At 41.1% G+C, this 20,696-nt stretch carries 11 protein-coding genes; 3 read left to right on the top strand and 8 right to left on the bottom strand.

Going from position 1 to position 20,696, the window contains the following annotated elements; all coding sequences use genetic code 11:
- Positions 1-8 precede the first annotated feature (8 nt).
- Positions 9-1,085, top strand: a complete 1,077-nt coding sequence (locus tag CVD28_RS09130) for a hypothetical protein (RefSeq protein ID WP_101592068.1) — start codon at positions 9-11, stop codon at positions 1,083-1,085.
- 80 nt (positions 1,086-1,165) lie between these two features.
- Here CVD28_RS09130 and CVD28_RS28685 read toward each other — a convergent pair whose 3' ends face one another.
- From CVD28_RS28685 to CVD28_RS09115, 4 genes are all read right to left on the bottom strand, one after another.
- The gene (locus CVD28_RS28685; protein ID WP_257985812.1) at positions 1,166-2,950 is read right to left on the bottom strand and encodes a hypothetical protein; all 1,785 of its coding nucleotides are present in this window, start codon (positions 2,948-2,950) and stop codon (positions 1,166-1,168) included.
- Positions 2,947-4,479, bottom strand: a complete 1,533-nt coding sequence (locus tag CVD28_RS28680) for a S8 family peptidase (RefSeq protein WP_257985811.1) — start codon at positions 4,477-4,479, stop codon at positions 2,947-2,949. Before CVD28_RS28680 ends, CVD28_RS28685 begins: the two co-directional genes overlap by 4 nt.
- A 617-nt stretch (positions 4,480-5,096) precedes the next feature.
- Positions 5,097-7,217, bottom strand: coding sequence for a M14 family metallocarboxypeptidase (locus CVD28_RS09120; protein ID WP_101592067.1), 2,121 nt, complete (start codon positions 7,215-7,217; stop codon positions 5,097-5,099).
- 143 nt (positions 7,218-7,360) lie between these two features.
- Positions 7,361-9,628, bottom strand: coding sequence for an S-layer homology domain-containing protein (locus tag CVD28_RS09115; protein WP_101592066.1), 2,268 nt, complete (start codon positions 9,626-9,628; stop codon positions 7,361-7,363).
- Between the two features lie 198 nt (positions 9,629-9,826).
- Between CVD28_RS09115 and CVD28_RS09110 the strand changes: the two genes are divergently transcribed.
- Complete coding sequence (locus tag CVD28_RS09110; RefSeq protein WP_101592065.1) at positions 9,827-10,966, top strand: C40 family peptidase; 1,140 nt, start codon at positions 9,827-9,829, stop codon at positions 10,964-10,966.
- Between the two features lie 196 nt (positions 10,967-11,162).
- Here the strand turns inward: CVD28_RS09110 and CVD28_RS09105 are convergent, their stop codons facing one another.
- Positions 11,163-13,667 (bottom strand): bifunctional 2',3'-cyclic-nucleotide 2'-phosphodiesterase/3'-nucleotidase, encoded by a 2,505-nt coding sequence (locus CVD28_RS09105; RefSeq protein WP_257985827.1) that lies wholly within the window; start codon positions 13,665-13,667, stop codon positions 11,163-11,165.
- A gap of 321 nt (positions 13,668-13,988) precedes the next feature.
- On the opposite strand from CVD28_RS09105, the gene CVD28_RS09100 reads away from it, so the two are divergent.
- On the top strand, positions 13,989-16,142 hold the full coding sequence (locus CVD28_RS09100; RefSeq protein WP_101592064.1) for a 5'-nucleotidase C-terminal domain-containing protein: 2,154 nt from the start codon (positions 13,989-13,991) through the stop codon (positions 16,140-16,142).
- A 53-nt stretch (positions 16,143-16,195) separates the two neighbouring features.
- On the opposite strand, the gene CVD28_RS09095 is transcribed toward CVD28_RS09100, so the two are convergent.
- From CVD28_RS09095 to CVD28_RS09085, 3 genes are all read right to left on the bottom strand, one after another.
- Positions 16,196-17,548, bottom strand: coding sequence for a polysaccharide deacetylase family protein (locus CVD28_RS09095; protein ID WP_180954088.1), 1,353 nt, complete (start codon positions 17,546-17,548; stop codon positions 16,196-16,198).
- Positions 17,549-17,832: 284 nt separating this feature from the next.
- On the bottom strand, positions 17,833-19,104 hold the full coding sequence (locus tag CVD28_RS09090) for an S-layer homology domain-containing protein (protein ID WP_101592062.1): 1,272 nt from the start codon (positions 19,102-19,104) through the stop codon (positions 17,833-17,835).
- 308 nt (positions 19,105-19,412) lie between these two features.
- On the bottom strand, positions 19,413-20,507 hold the full coding sequence (locus tag CVD28_RS09085; protein ID WP_101592061.1) for a polysaccharide deacetylase: 1,095 nt from the start codon (positions 20,505-20,507) through the stop codon (positions 19,413-19,415).
- Positions 20,508-20,696: the final 189 nt, after the last annotated feature.

The raw sequence follows: 20,696 nt of genomic DNA, 5'->3' as shown, positions 1-20,696 counted from the left end.
GAATGCCAATGTCACATAAATCTTTTGTCATTACCGTTCTGTCGATCGTGCTTGCATGTGTGCTTTCGTCGGCATCCTTTATTTATTTTATTGATCCGATGTGGACGTTCGGACATGCCAATTCCTACAATAATGTCCAGACAGTCATTGATGAACGGCAGCAGAAAACCAACACAATTCATTTCCAGCCATTTAATTATGACACCCTGCTGATTGGAAGCAGCCGCAGCACTTATATTAATCAGCACGATTTTTCAGGGATGGATGTATATAATTTTTCTGCCAGCAACTTATCAGTACGAGAATATAATCCATTTATTGAATATGCAAAAAAACGGCGCGGTAAAGAATTCGACCGCGTCATTCTGGGAATTGATTTCTTTAAAACCAGCAGGGACCAAAGCTCAACCATGCTATCACTGGACCGTTATATCGCAAAAAGCAACGAACGCTTTTATCGGTATAAAAACCTTTTATCCTGGGATTTGCTGGAGTATTCTTATCAGAACTATAAAATGTCCAGAGATAATACTGTACTGGAAGAGAGAAACTATAATCGCGAAAATGTTGCATCAGCCCGTAAAATATCTCCGGATAAGGTAAAGCAGCAAACGGAAGGAAAAATTGAGAAGTTCAGGCAAATGTTTTACGGCAAAACATATGCGTACAATCCTCAATATAAAAACATTCTTATGCAGCTGAAAAAGAATAATCCGAACACCGAATTCATTATCTTTACAACGCCTATCTCTACTCCTTTATTCAAGGAACTGGTGGCCCAAAACAGGCTGCCTGCCTACGAGCGATGGCTTACAGATGTGACGGATGTATTTGGCGGAGTTCATAATTTCATGTATCCAAACACCGTTACGAATGAAATAAACAATTACTTTGACGGACATCACTTCTATCCTCAAGTTGGAACACTCATTGCCCACCGCCTCAGCGGGGAAAGCAAAGATGTACCTGAAGACTTTGGCGTATATATAACAAAAGAAGAGCTGCCGGAGCACTTACAGAAGGTCAGAAAACAAGCAGCCGAGCTTGGAAAAGAGGATAACGCTAATCAGCAAGGGTCCAAATAATTCTCGCTTAATCCCAAAAACACTTTCTACAAAACAAGAAAAAAGTTGGCTTCCGTTGAAGCCGACTTTTTTCTTTAGTTCTAGTTCATATAAACTTGTAATGTATACGGGTTAAGGCTGGCATTCCCATATACTTCTTTTACCTGGATGTGGTACTTGCCCTTTTTCAGGTTAAGGTATAATGCCTCATTATCGCCTTCCGGATAATAGTCTGCACTGGCAATCAGTTTGCCATTTTGGTACACAGAAATGATGCCATCGATGTTTTTATCGTCAGAAAGCATAATGACACCTGAAGTATCCCTGTTCAGGCTGTACTCATACCAATCGGAATCTCCGTTTGCTACTCCAGTATTAAAGTAACCTGTTGCTGTATGAAGCTGAGCTTTTACTTTTTTCAGCTGTATTGGTTTTGAAGGAGTATTGTTTTTGACAACGGATCCGGCATCTTCATCCTTGAGTTTGGCATCTCCCATTGTGAATGTATAAGGAGTTAGTGTTAACGGTCCGTTTATATAGCCTTCAAGCACGATAAAGTAGTTTTTCCCCTTAACCATTTTAAATGATCCATACGTATAGCCAGGGTTACCTTTTTCAATATAATGAGCATAGTTGAATTCTTCATCGTCTATTTTTCTATTATTGTTTCGGTCTTCCAAAATTGCAGCTACACCCATGAATTCATTTAGCAGTTCTTTAGGATATTGTGACAGTTCCTTAGCTTTATCGTTAGCCGTGATGGTAATACCTTTTATTGCTGTTTCTTTTGATTGATAATAGAAAACATCTCTGTCTCCAGGCAATGAAAACTTACCTGAGAAAACTGATCCAGGAATATTCTTCACGTTTTCCAGTGAATCATTATCCTCGTACTTATCATTCGGGTTTGCGACTGCCACTTTTGAGCTAAGGTGATATGGCTCAAAGGAAATGCTGTCACTTTCGTTAAAGAAATTCGGCCTGATCGCAATGAGATAGGTTTCACCTTTTTTAAAGCCTGTAAATATCTTTTCTTTGGTTGTAAGGGAGCCCATGCCCCAATTTATATTTTCGCCTAAATAATTTAAGTTTTTTACTTTTTCTCCATCCTCTGTTTTGTCTTCAACCACTTGATAGATTTCCATATACGGAACTTTCTTCTCTTTATTGGTAAGGGACAATTCAAGGATTGAGGTAGCAGATGGCTTCACTACATACCAATCTTCATCGGATGAACTTTGCAGGTACGCTTGTGCTTGCTTTCCTGTTTCATAAGGCAATGCACTTTCCAAAATTTTATTTACATACTCATTTTGTTCTTCGACGAATGGGTCTGCTGCAGCATAGACGGCTGCCCTAAGTTTTTCTGGCTTTGTTTCAGCTTCTTTTGTGGACTCTTCGTCTGGGTCCCCCTTGCCCTCTTCTTCATTCATTGGATATTTATCTTCATCAGGAGGGAATACCTTGCCTTCCATTTTAATCTGGTATGGAATAAGAGATTGCTCTGCTTTAGTTTCAGCTTTAAAGGAGCTCATCCCCATCATAAAGAATTCAAATAAACCATAACGGTTATCCGGTTTATTGGAGACTTTTAAAATATATTCTTTCTCTGCGGCCGCTGTAAAGGTTAGCTTGTCCCCTTCACTAGTCCCCCCGCTGTTTGAGTAAAACATCGGCTCGATTGGCTGCTTCCCTTCCAGCATTTCTTTCAGAATTTGTCCCCTGTCTTCTTCAGGGTGTTTTACTTCCCCTTCTCCAGGAGGCATAGTACCTTCATTTCCAGGCGGCAATGTTTTTCCGTCTTTCGGCGGTAAAATTTCTTCAGCATTATAAATGCTTAAATTAGAGTTAACCCCAGGTACCCCGGTTGTTGTGATATTAATCAATTGTCTTCTTGTTTCCCGGCCAGTACATCGTTCACTTCTGTTGTCTGGGTTTTATTCTCGCCATAAAAATGGATCATCAGCTTATAGTCATATTGAGCTGCTCCATCCAACACAGTCTGGATATTGTCACCTTCTTTAACCGGGAACTTAATCCATTTCTGCTCATACGGTTTAGTAAATGACCCGGTCTTTGTCAGGGAATCGGAAACTTGTACATCTTCTGCATTTGCCAAAATTTCCTTCTGGGTCCACGTTTCTTTAATGAAAGTAGGAACTTTTTTAATATCATACTGGAGAGCGGCAACAATATTCACTAGCCCGTTTCCAAATTTGCCGTCAAACCCTTTTTCCCCCAGGTCGGTAGCTGTCTGTTCCAAAATATATTCAACCTGAACCGGGGTTAGATTAGGATATTTTGAGAGCAACAGTGCCGCAGCCCCCGCTACTACCGGAGATGACATGGACGTTCCGCTTAATTTTCGGAAACTCGATTTTCTCTCTGCCTCATAGATAGTGCTGTACACTTCTTCACCAGGAGCAACTATATCAATGGAAGGACCAAAGGTCGAAAACTCGGCTAGGTTCCGTTTTTCATTTATGGCACCAACGCTGATAACCCCTTCATAACCTGCAGGATAGTTAACCCATTCATAGCCATCATTTCCGGCTGCGGCAACTACCACTATTCCCTTATCAATAGCCTGCTTTACTGCTTCCTCGATTATCGGGGACGAAAATGGGCCGCCCAAACTCATGTTAATAACATCTGCTCCCTTTTCAACTGCATGTAAAATTCCCTGTGCTATGCTGTAATCGCTTGCATAATAACGGTCAAATACATCAATAGGAAGAATTTTAACATTCGGGCTGACGCCATACCCGCCGATACCATTGTCTTTATTGGCAGCTATGATACCTGCCACATGAGTTCCGTGGTAATCGACAGCTGGCTGGTTCATTGGGTTAGCAGCATTATATCCAGGCAATAAAACGTTTTTCAAATCCGGATGGCGGGAATCGATACCTGTGTCAATGACAGCAACGATTACCTTGTTTTTCCCGGCTAAGCCCTGTGCCTTTGCAATATTTAACATTGATAAATGATATTGATTGGATGCTTTTGGATCAGCATATCCATAAGTAGAATAAAATACGCTTGGGCCAACGGAATCTACCTTTCCGATTCGCTGATAATTTTGAATAGCCTTATGAAGGTTCTTTTTATCCTTAACCTTTACTATTGCATACTTTAAGTCTGAAAACTGTTTAACGACAGTGCCTCCCGCGGATCTATGCTCGGCGGCCGTCAGAGGAGATTTAAATTTAACAACCAGCGTATCTTCACTTACATTATTTTGCTTCTCACGTGATTTAGTATCCTGAAACGGTGAGTTTCCTGTTTGAAAGGATGCAATTTTAGCATTTTTTATAGTTTTGGTCTCAGCTAAAAAAGTGGCTGGTGATACACTTGCCGCCAATAGACCGGCAGACAGTCCAATCACCGCAGCTTGCTTGTACAGCTTTTTCATGCTCTTCCCCCTTTTAATCTTTTTATAGCACTTATTAAGTTTAGCAGAATAAGGAGTTACTGGAAATATATTCCGTTCCTGAAAATCAACCATCCTTCGACAACAGCGCTTGGGCATCCGATAGTCTGGCTTTTAGTTCACATTAGATTGTGCCAAGTTGCTATATGGCCATTAATCGGTTGTTTTCTCATCAAAGTAGAAGAAAAAAGGGGGGTATATACTTATCTTTTAGCAGAAATGTGTCTTCTGATTGCCCTAATTAGGTTAACATTTAGGAATTTAATCTATCAATTTAAAAAAATCCACTCTGATTGTTAATGCACAACTTTTTACTGCAGAATTTTTATAGCATATCATCAACTTAAATAGGAATATGATCAGTTTTTCGGCTCTTATCGTCAACTCAAAGCCGTAAATACCCCCATGGGGATTGCCGCCTAAAATTGTTATCTATCGACTTAGGCTACTTTATCGTCAACTTTGAAATTTTATCGTTCACTTTTCAAATTTTTTCGTCCAAATTTGCAAATATATCGATTTCTCGACAAAATTCGTGCCCCCTGCACCCCAAAAAAGGCCTCCCGCCATGGGAGGCCTTCTCGCTTTTATAGCATTATTTATCTTCTAGAAGCGTCGTCAGCCAGCATGAGTCCGGCTTTATAGTTTTTACTCCAGACCGATGGAAAGTAGGATACTGGTACAGGCCTTTCTCCGACATATTTGGAGATTTCAGGCGTAAAGCCAGGCATCTTCGTTTGCATAATAAACCAATCCTTAAAGCCTCCGCCGCTTTTCGAAGGATTCTTGCTTGGCGCTACTAAGCTATATCCAGTCAGGCTGCCATACCTTTTCGCAAGAGTATAGTCTCTTGTATACCTGCTTCCTGTCTGACCGTAGTGCCAGTAAAGGATGTTTCCGGAAGAATGATAGGCTACTGCCGTTTTAAAGGAATGCTTTTTCACAAAATTGACGATAGCAATGACTTCAGGTTCGCTAAGCGGTTTATAGCCTTTAAAATTTTTAGGGCCGGGTTTTTTGGCATCATAATCAATACTTGCCCAGTTCGCCGGATATTGGCGGTTCAAATCCACACCGCGTATGTTTGCTTTCCACGCAGAAAAATCCTTCTTGCCATTATTAAGCTTTAGCACCTGGGCTGGATTCTTAGCACTTAAATGTCCTTTTTGAACCAGTGTTACCCCATCAGGATTCAGCATTGGGACAAACCATATACTCACATTGTTTAGCACGGCCCTTGTTTTATAGCCGCCATATGTCGTACCCTTTGCATATGATAAGGCGTATTGGTCTGCCATTTCCATCAATACATTGGTGGTCATATGCTCCCTGGCATGATGTGAACCGTTAAAGAAGATTTCCTTTTTGCCTTTGCCCAGCTTAATTGCATAAAGGTTTCTTCCATCCACAGACTTGCCGATTACCTCCGTTTTTACAAGCCCTGGGTACATAATTTCGAGTGTCTTGGCATCCGATCCCAGCTGCTCATATGTATAAACACCTTTTGTATTTGCTGCATCCACATAGTTCGTGCTTGCCAAATACGGGTGAACATAGCCGATACGGCCCGCATAATTAACCTTAAACCAATCACCTGCGCGCGAGACAATAGGATATTTTTCGGCTTTTAAAAGTGTTGCAAATCCAGCTGTTGTCAGACTAGTACCCTCATAAACAACCGTATCAGTTTTAATAGTTAAGGAAACTCTGCTGTTTGGTTCAGCCTTTACAATTGTTTTTCCTGCTGAAGGCGCCGTTCCCTCTATTGCCACGAATCCAGTCTGGCTGCCGTAGGAAATAAGATGCCACTTTCCGTCACCTTTTAATCTAGCAAACTCTTTCCCTTTTAAAAGAGAACCTTTTTGGACCAGTTTGCTTCCCTGTTTGATATAAACGGGCTGTTTTTCAGTAAGCACTGTAAAATATTTATCCTGGGTCGTGAATTCACGGACTATATCTGTTTTTTTGATAAAGCCGGCCCTTCCGCCAACATTAACGAAATAGCCTGCATCCGTACTACTGATGACCTGATAACTATCTCCTGAAAAAAGTTTTGCAAACGGTATACTTGTTGATTCATTCTCATAAACAGGAACATCGTTGAGTAAGCTGATTGTTTCAGTTGAATTAGGAAGGGACGTACGATTGGTAATGGATGTACCGTCTGATAGAAGCGTATCCACTTTCTTGATAAATGCCTCTTTGTCCCCGAGCTGAATGATGTGCCAGTTTTCCAGCTGTGTTTTTGAGATAAACTCCTGATCACCCTGCAAAGCTGCAATGGAAACCAACCGGTCATTTTTGCGGATATAAACTAGTGTTTCCTGTTTTACTGCCTTAAAATAAATAACCTCAGATTGGTCGGAAGCAGCTTTTATTGTGTTGCCTTGATTAGTTGAACCGCTTTGCACGTTCCCATCCCGGACAGTTGCTTGACCGCTTTGGGACTGCACGCTCTCTGCTTTGTTTGAATTTTGAACGGGCTGAGGCTTACTTTCTATAGCGTTTTTACTATCCGCCGGCTGCCCGCCAGTGTCCTCAGAGTTTTCATTTTGTTGTACTCGTTGCCCACTTTCAGGAGTATTTACATTACTGCTTGTTTGCTGCTCAGTTAGGGAATCGTTTGAACCAACTGCATTGCCGGCTGCTGAATATGTTCCGGGATGAAGGAACAAAGAGCCTGACAGCAACAAACTTACTATGATTTTAGGGGTTTTCATATTTTTCTAGTTTCTCCTCCCATATTGTGTTTTCTAACACTAATTTTACCAGAATACTTTTATAAACATCGTGAAAAAAAGAAAAAACAGCCATTTTACCTAATGGCTGCCTCGTTTTCGCTAGTTTTATATAGTTATAACTATTATTCTGATAACAAGTCCAGTACATCTTTTTCAAGCGTACTTGCCGCACTTACTGAACCATAGCCTTCTACTAAATCACCGAACCCTTGATCCCGCAACATCTGAATAATTGGCGCTTTTATCGGCTGCTTCGTATCAACTAAATAATTTGTCTTCGAACGAATCAATTGGTCAAAAACCGTGCTGCGGGGCTGCCCTATCTCCTCAAAGCGCTCCTGGCTTAGCAGCAGGTCGGCAAGCGTAAGCCAGGGATAATCTCGGCCATTAAACTCCATCCTGCCGTTAACCTGGTACCATAAATCCCCATCCTCCCGGATCCAGCGCGGATGCAAATACTCGATAGCAGATTGTATTTCTCTAGCCGTATTAAAATATTTGTCATCGTTGGTTTGCTGGTAAGTTTCAAGCAGGAAGCGCATTTCACCTAAGGCATGGTTTAGGGATACATGTGTTTTTTGGCTTCCTGGCGCATAATAATCGGCGACAAGGTGGCTTGTTGGAGTAATCTGTATGATATTCCCAAGACTTTTTTGCTGAACTAAAAAGTCCGCGTACTTTCGGTTGGCCCCGGCTAATTGCTGGATCCCAAACGCCTCTCCGGTATGCTTTAAAAATAAAGCCACGTTTTCATTATGCCGGGTATCAATGTATGGCGCTGTGGTTCCGTAGGCATTTTTCAGCCAGGTGCTTGTATATTCTGTTTTAAAGATCGGCACATCGCCAGCCCGGATAGCACCATTAGAGTAGATATTCAGATCAGCAAGGGAGTTGATGACAATGTCATAGAAATATCTCTCCTGCATTCCCTTATACATTGTCAAATAAATGCCGCCCTGCAAGTTACCCAGATTGCGGCCAAATGCCATTTTATAGGAAGGCTCAACAGACCAAGGCAGCTTTGTATAAGCTCCTTCCGACGTAAGCCAGGAATTTATAGTAGTATATTCTTTAACGCTGCGTTCAAACCAACTGTCCCTATTTTCCTTTTTCTCAAATAAAGGCTGATTCGAAAGCAGGGCCCAGCTCTCAGAAACTGTTTTCGCAGGCACTTTCATTTCTAACTGCATTGTGATAGAGGCTGCATCTTTATTTTGAAGAATTTTATAGCTTTCATATTCTTCAAGGAACTCCCTTAACACCGACTTTTGCCCATTAGCATAAGACTGTACCCTTTTTAAGGAAATATAGTTTTTTCCTATCATAACGTTTCCTGCCATCTGATCACCATTTTTTACGGATAAAAGACCGATGGGATGAGATGAAGGGTCAATGCCAAATGTATTGTTATGCTGCCGATCTACCTGTCCAAAGGTGTCGATGCGGGATACTTCATAGGAAGCTGCATTAGAGAATGGAAGAATAATAGATGCGGAATGGTTTTTTTCGCTAGTGTTTTGGAATTCGGTATAAATAAAGGAATCTTCGTTATCTAGTTTTCTTATGGTGACCTTTAGCGTTCCTTCAGAATTTTGGGCACTGCCAATATGGTAATAGTAGTTTCTGTCCGTAGCCCGGATATGTGTTACAGAATCCTGTCTGATATACTGCAACGGCATCCCCGCTGTATTCAGCCGAATCTGTACTTTGTTTCCATTGGCTAAGTCTATTGCAGCAATTGAAGGATTTGAAGCGGCTGGCCTGACAGGTTTCGTGCCATCAAGTTCACCGAGAAAGGATAGCATGCGGTAAATCAGGGCTGCTGATTCTCCCCGGTTGGCAATCTTTAAAGGCTGAAACTGATTATCTTTTGTCCCGGAGATTAGCCCATAATGGGTCATTCTCTGGACAGACTCGTATGCATACTTAGAGATTGATTTAGCATCTGTATATGTAAGCTGGGCTTTTTCGGGGTAATATCCCTCATGCTGGACAGCCCTGTCCAACAATGCAGCCGCATCTGTTCTCGTTATCTTTTCGTCGGACTTTGCTAATCCGTCAGTCGTGCCGATGATTAATCCCGCTTTTTTTGCAGCCGATATATCATCATAAAGCCGGCTTGTTTTGGGAACATCCTTGAAAGCTGAATCCCCAATAGGCAGTTCTAAGGCCCGAACCAGAAAAGCAACAAATTGTCCTCTCGTGACCTGGGCATACGGACGGAATGTGCCGTCCTCAAAGCCGCTGATAACCCCTTTTTCGGCCAGTGTATTTATTTCATTTTTAGCCCAATGATCCTCAATGTCCTCCAATGTCTGTGCATTAGCATTCATTGCCAAAAATCCACCAAGGAATAGTGTTAGCAAAAACAAGTAAGCAATCTTCTTCATGTAATCCCCCTGGAAAGTATGTATTCTTCCTAATTTATGCAGAAATAAGGCTTTGTATAATTTATCCGAATCTAGGAAATTAGAAACCTCTCGCAAGAAAAATTGGACTTTAGTAATAGGTACTACCAAATTTCCCGGTGACAAATAGCGCAGATTCTTGGTAAAATAATGACAAAGTATTCCAGGGGGTGAAAGATTATGAAGAAAAATGTCATGGCCATTTCAGGTGCCTTAATCGCATCGGCTGCCATCGCTTCACCTGCATTTGCAAGTACATATACGGTTAAAAGCGGAGACAATTTAACTGTTATTGCAAGATTGCATGCCACCACCGCAGAGGCCTTAAAAAGGCTGAATAACCTCACTTCTGATGCTATTTTTACAGACCAGGTGCTTAAAGTCTCCGAAGCCAAAACGAAAACTCCTATGCCTCAAACCATCACCTTAGGGAAAACAACTACTTCTACATATTCGGTTGTTGCCGGAGACTCCTTAATCGGCATTGCGAATAAACACAATATTACCCTGGCGGAGCTGAAAGTCTGGAACAACCTGACTGACTCACTCATATTTCCTCGCAGAAAGCTGATAGTCGCTAAATCTAAAACTATTACAAAGGTAACCCTGCCAAAACCGCAGCCATCCAAACCTGCTGCAAAGCCGGCTGTTAAACCAGTTTCCAAGCCTGCACAAAAACCGAATGACAAGCCAGAAGCAAAACGTTCCAAACCTGCTTCAACACCAAATGCTACTCCTGCTGCAAGTCAGCATATTGTTAAATCAGGGGACAGCCTCTGGAAAATCGCAAATCACTATGGCATGTCAGTCCATGGATTAATTGAACTTAACAAGCTAGCAAATGACTCTATTTTTGTTGGCCAAGCTCTGAAAGTTTCTGGGACAGCAAATTCTAAAGCACCTGCATCTGCCCCGGCTCCTGCAGAGCGCAATACTGCTGAAACTGTCAATAAGGGAGCATATGCGGTGGTTGAAACAGCTACCTCTTTACTCGGAGTTCCTTATTCATGGGCAGGGGCTTCTCCAAGCGGTTTTGATTGCAGCGGATTTATTTATTACGTCTATAAACAAGCCGGCTACGAAATTTCCAGGGTTAATTCCTCTACATACTTTGATCTCGGCAAACAAACGACTAGCCCTCAGCCTGGGGATATGGTCTTTTTTTACACAAACCCTGCCAATAAATTTCTGATTACACATATGGGGATTTATCTTGGGAATGATCAGTTTATCCACGCCAGCAGCAGCAATGGAATTGAAATAAATTCATTAAATGCTTCCTATTACAAGCAGCGTTTTGCTGGGTTTAAAAAATTATAGATTTATAATCTTAGATCGTTCACCAATGTACATTGCCCAAAATAAACTCCATTCATCTTCTGGTTCCGATGAATGGAGTTTTTTACTTTTCCAAGCTGTTTGCACCCTGCTCCGGGACTCTTATCAGAAGCGTTTTTTCTCAATAAAAAAATCCCCCACCGCTTTCCGCAGTAGAGGATCCCAAATGTATTTTGAGTTACTTATTTAAAAAGTCGTAAACTACTCTTGCTGCCTGAGCACGAGTTGCTGAGGTTTTCGGTTCGAACTTGCCATTTGTATATCCGTTCATCAGCTTTAGTTCGTTAGCAGCACTTACAGCAGCAGCTAAACCTTTGTGGATTTTTTTGCTGTCTTTATAAGCGACAGACTTAACAGCTTTATATGGCTTGCCTGTCTTCTTTTCGTAAGCGCGGACTGTCATGTAAGCCATCTGTTCACGGGTAATAGGATTGTTTGCATTGAATTCTGCAGGTGCCAATGTTGTAAGCCCATTCTTATAAGCCAATTCTACTTCCTTCGCAAGAGTCAAAGTACCATCGCTTAAACCAAGGCTGCGTACAAGCAATGCAATAAATTGTCCCCGTGTAATAGTGCCTTCCGGATCAAAAGTGGTTACTGTTTTTCCTTTAATCACACCTTTACTAACCAGCGAAGCAATATAGTTCTTTGCCCAATGCTTGTCAGTTACATCCTTAAACTTCGTTGTTTCCTGACCAGGTGACGGGCTCTGGCCTTTGCTTAGATCAAGTGTGAAGATTCCGAAGCCTTTATCGTCCGTTTTGCCAGTATATGCGATATTATCAGTTAATTTAGCATACTCTTCCGCTTTAGGGCTGGAAGTGAATGTAACATTCACATCACCTTTAATTGGCGCGATAGACCAGTTTTTATCGATTGTCGGGTTAATTTCCTTATTCTCAGAAATGTAATCCATTAGAATTTGACGGTTTTCATCTGCTGAATCAACTATATACTTGCTGCCTTTAACGCCCGGGAAGTTACCGCCGCCGCCGGCACGATAGTTGTTCGTTACGACGATGAAGTCCTGATTAGGGTCAACCGCTTTTCCGTTGTATTGCAGGTTCACAATACGGCTTGAGGAAGCATTATTTATTGTTCCGTCCGGCTTATATTTGGCAGGCTTAGTTACATCGACCTGATAGGTAACTCCATCGATGACATCGAAGTTGTATACCTGGAATGAAGGGTCAAGCAAAGCCTGTTCCTCTTTTTTTCCAGGATCAATTTGATTGAATTTACCCGCTGACATTTCCAGCCATTCTTTAACAACAGACCCTTTTACAAGGATTGCTTTTAGCGTGTTGTCATATAAGTAAAGGTCGCCCGCACTGCGGATCGTCAGGTCACCCTGTTTGATTTCAGTAAACTCTTCTACACCATTGCGGCCAGCTTTAAAAGGAGCTCCTACTGATAAAATTGGAGTATCCTTATACTCTGGAGCAAAAGAATTCACATACTTTTCCACATACCATTTTTGTGCTGCTGTTACTACTTGAACCGATGGGTCATCTTGAACCAAGGCAAAATAGCTGTGGATCGGGGCAGTTGTAGTACCCAATTTGCCCATTGTGTAGGCGATTGTTGCCTCGTGCTCAGCTTTGATGGCATCTACTAATTTTTGATCTGCTTCCACAGTAGGTTTTTTTGCAGCTGCATCATAAATTTGCGTTGTAGATGATTGGGAATCAAGCACTTTCCACTTTCCATCGACTTTTTTCAATGTTAAATCGATCAGGCCCAATTTCTCTCCGCCAAAGCCGGCCTGTACAGCCGCGACGCCATTGATTGTTCCTTTTGCATTATCAACACCTGGAAGAACCTTGCCGTCTTTGTCCTTAAATAGTGCATCAAGAGACTTTTCATCAGCAGCAGGGAACACTTTATGTGTATGGGAGAAAGTAATCGCATCGATTCCAGCGACCTTGCTTAAGGGATAAATTGCATCTTCAGCATTTTTATTTGCTTCAGCTGCACCATTAAAGCCGGAGTGGGTCATAGCGATTACAATGTCTGCCCCTTCTGCTTTCATTTTTGGAACAAATTTTTCTGCAGTTGCCACAATATCCTTCGTGATAACTTTTCCTTCTAGATTCGCTTTATCCCAATCTGTGATCTGAGGAGCAACAAGACCTAAATAGCCTATTTTAATAGTTTGTTCCACACCATTTTCGTCTTTTACTTTCTTTTCCACGATTTTGTATGGAGTGAATTTGTTTTTATCGTTATCCGGATTAGTATCCTTATCATCAACATAAACATTTGCATTTACATATCCAAAGTTAGCATCATCATATGTCTCATCCAGGAAGTCCAGGCCATAGTTGAACTCATGGTTGCCCAAAGTCGCCATATCATAGCCCATTTCATTCATGATGCGAATGACAGGGTGAACTTGTCCATCTTTTAAGGGGTTGATTTTTGCCATATATGTCCCTAATGGAGTTCCCTGAATTGTGTCACCGTTATCAACTAACACACTGTTTTTAGCTTCTTCGCGTGCTTGTTTTATTAATTGTGCCGTCTTTACCATCCCTACTTTATCTGCGGCAGCTCCCTTGTAATAATCATAGCTTAGAAGATTCGTATGAGTGTCAGTAGTCTCCATAATTCTAAGCTTTACTACATCCTTATCCATTACCTCTGCATAAGTAATTGCAGGAGCAACTTGAGGAACGATAATTCCTAATGCTAAAACTGTACTTGCTAAAGATCTTTTATTTATAACCTTTTTCAAAATATTTCCCCCTACTATTTCTTTTGAATTGCAAGACGACTTAATAGTAGCATATAGGCAATGGAAATATCACTCAAAAATTGTAAAAAAATACTACTTTAATTTATATCCATTGATGGCGTAAATTTCCACAAGCTTTATTTTATTAAAAAATTGCAAAGATTGTACATTATGAGGGCAGTATTCAGAATGTTTGCTATAATAAATTGGTAGTTTATTGTTTTAATATTTTTAAAAAATTACTATGGAAAAGGGGATAAAACAAATATGGCTTACCTTCCAAAAGTTTCTCGCAAATTTATCGCCACTGCTGCAACAGCTGCCATAACTGCCAGCATTGCAGTTCCAGCTGCATCTGCAGCCTCCCAATTTAAAGACGTTCCGGCCCGCTATCAGGAAGCAGTAGACTTTCTAGTTTCAAAAGGCGCACATGGCTATACGACGGTTTTTGGTACACACCAGCCAATCAAGCGCGTCGATGCTGCAGTTCTATTGGCCAAAGTCCTTGGATTGGATACAACAAACGCTCCTGCCTCAGGCTTTAAAGACGTACCTGCACGGGCGCAGAGTGCAGTAAATGCACTTAAAGCTGCAGGAATTATTTCCGGCAAAACAGAAACAGCCTTTGGAGCAAATAGCCCGGTTACCCGCGGCGAATTGGCGATCTGGCTTCAAAAAGGCTTTGAGCTTGAGGGTTCAGCTAAGCATGCTTTTACTGATGTAAGCGGACGCTACGATGCTGCAGTTCAAGCTATGGTGGCTAATAAAATAACTGCCGGTGTGAATAAAACAAAGTTCGGGGTTAACCAGCCAGCAAAGCGCGGGGATTTTGCGATATTTTTATATAAAGCATCACTTGCCAAGGAAGATGACCCTTTCAAGCTTTCCATCATGCATACAAACGATACTCATTCACATACAGAGAAAATCGCCAAGCGTGCTACAGCAATTAAAGAAGTAAGGAGCCAAAAGCCTGAGGCGCTTCTTCTTGACGCCGGGGATGTTTTCTCCGGAACACTTTATTTCAACGAATTTCAGGGCCAGCAGGATCTTAAATTCATGAACTATTTAGGCTATGATGCCATGACTTTCGGAAACCATGAATTTGATCTTGGTTCAAGCAGCGAAGGACATAAAGGACTTGCCGATTTCGTAAAAAAAGCGGAGTTTCCTTTCGTTAGCGCCAACGTGGATTTCTCTAAGGATGCTTTGTTTAACGGCCTTTACCATGGAGGAGCCATTTCCAGCAGCCCTAAGGATGGCAATATCTACAGCGGAATTGTCAAAGAAGTCGATGGAGAGAAGGTTGGTATCTTCGGATTAACAACAGAGGAAACGCCGACGATTTCAAGCACTGGAAAAATTGAATTCAGCAATTATCTTGAACAAGCAGAAAAAGCGGTTGACGCTTTTGAGAAACAAGGAATTAATAAAATCATTGCTCTAACTCACCTTGGCTATGACGACAGCATTGCGTTTGATAACGATCTGGAATTGGCAAAGAAGGTTGAAGGAATCGATGTCATTGTCGGCGGCCATACCCATACCGTATTAACAAAACCAACAGTAGTTGAAGAAGGCGACGAGGCTACCGTAATCGTCCAGACCGGAGAATACAGCAATTCTCTTGGAACTCTTGATGTAGAATTCGATGAAAACGGTAAAGTAATCAGCCAGGCCGGCGAGCTTATCGACATTTCCAAAAAAGCTGAAGATCCGGCAGTACTTTCCATGCTAAAGCCATACAGCGATAAAATTACAGCACTGCAAAACCAGTCAATAGGAGTAGAAGCAAAAGCTGTTTTAGATGGTGTCAGAGAAAATGTCCGCACTAAAGAAACGAACTTAGGAAACCTGATTACAGATGGAATGCTGGCAAAAGCAAAGACAATTAATCCTGATACCGTAATTGCGGTAACAAACGGAGGCGGGATCCGTGCCTCCATTGAAGCAGGAGACATTACTTTAGGGGAAATTTTAACAACAATGCCGTTTGGAAACACGCTTGGCATTATGAACCTGAAGGGTTCTGAAATTAAAGCGGCACTAGAGCACAGTGTCAGCCAGGCTCCGGCAGCCTCTGGCGGATTCCTTCAAGTGTCAGGTTTAACTTTTAAATATGACAGCAGCAAGCCGGCTGGCCAAAGGGTCCTTGAAGTAAAAGTAAAAGGCGCTGATGGCAGCTTTGCTCCTATTAACGGCGAAACTTCTTATATTGTAGCTACCAACACATTTACCGCTAAAGGCGGCGACGGTTACGAAGCATTCAAGAAGGCATATGAAGAAGGCCGGGTGAGCGAGCCTGGGTATGTAGACTATGAAATGTTCAGAGACTATTTAAAGACTCAAACATCGGTTGATCCTAAGGTTGAAGGCCGTATCACAGATGTGGCAGTACCAGCCGCGGTTCCTGCCAACTAAACTTGAATAGAATGAAAACAGCCTTCCGGTTTGGCTCCCGGAAGGCTGTTTCTTTATTTTTGCTTGCCCTTTGAAACAGTTTGTGCGTTTTTATCCAGGAGCTGCGGAGTGTTTCCAATCACCACTTTTTCTGTAGGCTTTTCAACCGGGTTAGGCTTCTTTACCCTAGGGTCAACATATGTCCCCTTCAGTTTATTTACAAAATCAGCAAGGCTATGCCTTGGTGCGATGCCCTGCCTTTTTAGCTTTAGCAGATTGTCACCCAGTTTGACATTTCCAGTTTCGGTGGTAAATGCCATTGTAATGCCCGCAGCTTTTACAGCTTCAATCGTTTCTTCATCATACTGGCCCCATGGATATGCTAAGTATTTAATGTTATCCGGATTTCCGGTTGCCTTTCCGAGATGCTGCCTGCCCCTTTCCATATCCTCTACTATTTGTTCGTAAGTTTTCAAGATTAAATAAGGTGTCAGAGTTCCGGATTCACGAAGATGCATGCCGAATGTATGATGCTGATAGTCAAATACATCCTCCATCTCCTGCATTTCCCTATATCCTAGATATTGGAGCGTGTTCTCATCCCATGGACTTGCATAGGTATATGTACGGCCCCCTATTACAAACTGGGTTGCCTTTAACCCGTGTTCTTTTAAAATTGGATAAGCATATTTTTGGGTTGATGTATATCCATCATCAAAGCTTATCAGCACGGCCTTTCCCGTTAAAACCTGCTCATGGTTAAGATACCGTTCTAACTCCTGTCCGTTTATCGCTTTCCATCCATCCGATTTTAGATACTTCATTTGCTCTTCAAAGGCTGAAACAGGGATAACCATATCGTTATTTTTAAAAGCGGTAAGTTCCGGATGCTCGAGCATATGGTGATACATTAAAACCGGGATTCCCGGATCCTCCTTTACGTTTCCAGAGGGTATGTATCCAATCCTGTTTCCTATAGAAATTCTATACCACTCACCTGTTTTGGAAAGAACAGGGAACCTGATGTTTGTATTAATAACCGCAATAGCCCTTTTGTTTTTATCGGTTTTATCATAAATTACGGTTTTGCGCTGAGTGATAATGCCCGATTTGCCTGGTTTTGTATAAGATATATTTACTTGATTGGCCGGCTTTGCAAGGACAACAGCATTCCTTTTACTAATTAAAGCTCGCCCATTGCCAAACATAATATGATAGTTTTGGCTGTCTGATCCAGTAAGAGCATATTCCTGTCCCTTCAATAAATTACCAACCGTTATTTTTGTACTGCCCGATGTGCTATATACCGGTGTATCCTGTACCGCCTTTATATAGGTAAGGCCGGCTGCCTCCGATTCCTCCGGTATTAAATAAATTCCCAGGATAATAGTAACTAACAGCATGATACTCTTTATATATTTCTGCACTTTCATTTCCCCGCCTTGATTTTTTGGAACTGATAGAATCTTTTAACCCCTCCGCACTATATTTCTATCAATATTCCTATTTCTTTAGTCCTACTTATTGATAATTATACCATAAAATCATGATCAAAAAAGTAAAATTATCCCACGAAATGGTTGTTTAGGAATACATAGATGAATGCTTTTATATGTATATGAATTCTATTTTCTATTTAGGACTTCCAAGCAAATATTCTTGCAAAAAAAATAGCCCTAATCCAAAAGGACCAGAGCTATCTTCTTATATACTATTCTCCAACTTTAATATCTAATGTTAGATTCGCTGCATTAGCTGTAGAATCCTTAAACTCAGCCTGCAATTTGTAGTTACCAGCCGGAATGACATCGTACACGGGGTTGTCTACCAGGTTCCATTTACCATCCTTTAGTGTTAGAACGCCCCACGTTTTTCCCTCACCACTCTTAGCTTCAGCTACATCCGTACTTGCCAGAATGACTGTTACCGTTTGATTAGCATTGAACGATGAGTCAGCCACAGTTAGCTCAATCCCGTTCAGGTTCGCTGTTCCATTAGTTGCGGGCAGCGTAACCGAAGCGGTGTTTTTACCAGCAAAATCAAAGTTTACAGCAGGCTTGCCTTCAAGGATGATCGTTCCTGCACCTGAAACTGGAGCTGCATGGTCAAATGCTACTTCAACATCATCAACCCAAAGGATGCCCTCTTTACCAGCCAGGTCCTTGTGTTCTATTGTTAACGTTTTTCGGTCTGTTGATAGAGCCGCTTTTGACGGTGTTAATTCTTCAACCGTTCCGTCTTTATATTCCACGGCAAGGTAAAGGGTATCAGCTGCATCCTGTGCGGTAAATTCCTCTGGCACCGCCTCAGCAAGCGTTACTGAAAGAGTCTTTGAATTTGTCACAGAGGCAGATTTAGCCTCTGCAAAATAAATATTATCCTCGAAGAACACGATTGTGTTATATAGAAGATTCGCAAAATCGCCGCGAGTGATTTCAATATACGTTCCATATTTAGTAGGTGTTTTACCGGAAGTAATTCCTGTTCCGTAAAGAGCTTCAATATAAGGAGCAAAAACGCCGCCTACATCAGTAAATGGAGTTTCCTCCGCAAAATCCTCAAGGCCAAAGCTAGTAACCAAGAACTTGGCCATTGCTCCTCGAGTTAACAGCTGGTCAGGAGCAAATTTCTCCTTTGACACGCCTGAAATGATTCCTTCTGCAGCAAGTGCATTTACCGAACCTTTAACACGGGCATTTAAATCCTTAAATCCTGCATCAGGAGCCGTTTCAGTATCAAGACCTAAAGAATTGGCAAGAATAACAGCCGCATCACCTCTAGTAAGGTTTAAGCCTGTTCCAAACTTTGTAGGAGTCTTTCCTGAAATAATGCCATTTTCATACAAAAAGCTAACTGCTTCATCGTATCGGTCATTTACATCTGTAAAAGAGTGGCCTTCTGCAGAAGCAGCAGGTGCAACCGCTGTTGCAACCAGTGCAGCCGTAGCGCTGACAGTTAAAAACTTTTGAAAGGACTTTGCCATTTATTTTTTCTCCTCTTGTATGCGTATTTTATTTTGATATTTTAACAGCTTAAGTAATTTTTAGAAAAAGAGGATACTTTGACCGTATCTTCATTGTGATTTTAACAAAATTTATACTTTGGTTATATAAGTAAATTTTCCCTTTACTCATGTAATTTTCCAAATTAAATGAACAGATGATAAATGAATTCAATAGGAAATTGTGTTTTTTTAAAATTAAAAATCTCCTTTATATATATCCATGGAATAAACTTCATAAACACTTTTCTTCTTTCGTATAAACGACAGTGATTGCTTGCCGGAGTATTTTACAGCCTCTTATCCTTCCAAAAGTTCACCGAAAAATGTTCCTTAGGATCATAGGTTTCCAACGAATATCCAGCTTTTCTGACTAAATCAATAATCATAGGCAAATTCTTTATTGTTCCTTCTACATCATGAAGCAGGATAACCACCCGGTCCTGGTTTTTATACTTTTGCAATCCGCTTCTTATCTTATTTATGACTTCACCTGGGTTGTTTTTATGATACTTCCAATCCATTGTATCGATATCCCAATCCCACATTTTAAAATCACTGGTCACTAGTCCGTTTCGGAATGAACCAGTCATAAATGGTTTACTTCCATATGGAACTCTCACTAAATGGCTGTTCAATTTGGTGAGCGAATATAGTGTTTTTCTGGTCTGTTCCATTTCCGCTACCACATTTGCCGGATTACTGTACAATTTATTTTTGTCATGGCTTACACTATGTAAACCAACGTAATGCCCGTCTCTAACAATCTGTTTTACATATTGAGGGTATTGTTTCATGTTCGGTTCAACAAGGAAGAAAGTAGCCTTGGCATTTTTTTCGGCTAATATTTTCAGGAGCTTTGCAGTATGTGACCTCGGGCCATCATCAAATGTTAAATATACCTTTTTCCTGACTGCATGATCCATCGTCTTAATAAATTGAGTATTACTATATTTATGGCTGCCATCCACCAGACGGACAATTCTCTTATCAGAAAGATAATAGACTCGGTAACCCAAATACTCGGAAACTATCCGGATAGGAATATAAGCTATCTGGTCTTTTTTTATCACCATTCCTTGGAAGCTTTCACTTCCTAACTGGAGAGTATTATTATGTAAATCGATTTTAACAAGCATGTTTCCTTTTTTAATAGTCGTCTTATTGGGAAAGCTGTTCGTTGCACATGATAATTGGACGAAATCATCCCAGGCAATATGGGCCCTTCCACCGATTATCATAGAATCATGCTTAAGGTCTGAATAGACTCTATCATTAAAGGCAATTTTCACTTTTGTCTCTGCTTGGGCAGCTTGCACACTTTCGGGTAAAAGCAAGACTAGCGCTATACCTATGAACAATAAATACTTCATATATTTCTCCACAAACTCAACCCCTCAGTAAATAGTTTGAATAGAATTGATTAGTAGTAGAAATATATGTTGATATTTTTATACTATTCCAATAAGAAATGGCAAAAGCACAAATATTAATCCTAGCACTTTGCGGCTAGCAAAGTAGATCATCCTATTAAAATCTAAGTTTTTATAGCGAAAAAAATGCCCCACAGCATT

The organism is Bacillus sp. M6-12, from assembly GCF_002860285.1.
Taxonomy (GTDB): domain Bacteria; phylum Bacillota; class Bacilli; order Bacillales; family DSM-1321; genus Peribacillus.
Note: the sequence above shows the minus strand (reverse complement) of the source record. Positions and strands in the feature narration are given on the sequence as shown.

Bases quoted from the DNA above. Each gene is read 5' to 3' on its own strand.
- CVD28_RS09130 (WP_101592068.1), top strand. From the start codon at position 9: ATGTCACATAAATCTTTTGTCATTACCGTTCTGTCGATCGTGCTTGCA.
- CVD28_RS28680 (WP_257985811.1), bottom strand. From the start codon at position 4,479: ATGAAAAAGCTGTACAAGCAAGCTGCGGTGATTGGACTGTCTGCCGGT.
- CVD28_RS09120 (WP_101592067.1), bottom strand. From the start codon at position 7,217: ATGAAAACCCCTAAAATCATAGTAAGTTTGTTGCTGTCAGGCTCTTTG.
- CVD28_RS09115 (WP_101592066.1), bottom strand. From the start codon at position 9,628: ATGAAGAAGATTGCTTACTTGTTTTTGCTAACACTATTCCTTGGTGGA.
- CVD28_RS09110 (WP_101592065.1), top strand. From the start codon at position 9,827: ATGAAGAAAAATGTCATGGCCATTTCAGGTGCCTTAATCGCATCGGCT.
- CVD28_RS09100 (WP_101592064.1), top strand. From the start codon at position 13,989: ATGGCTTACCTTCCAAAAGTTTCTCGCAAATTTATCGCCACTGCTGCA.
- CVD28_RS09090 (WP_101592062.1), bottom strand. From the start codon at position 19,104: ATGGCAAAGTCCTTTCAAAAGTTTTTAACTGTCAGCGCTACGGCTGCA.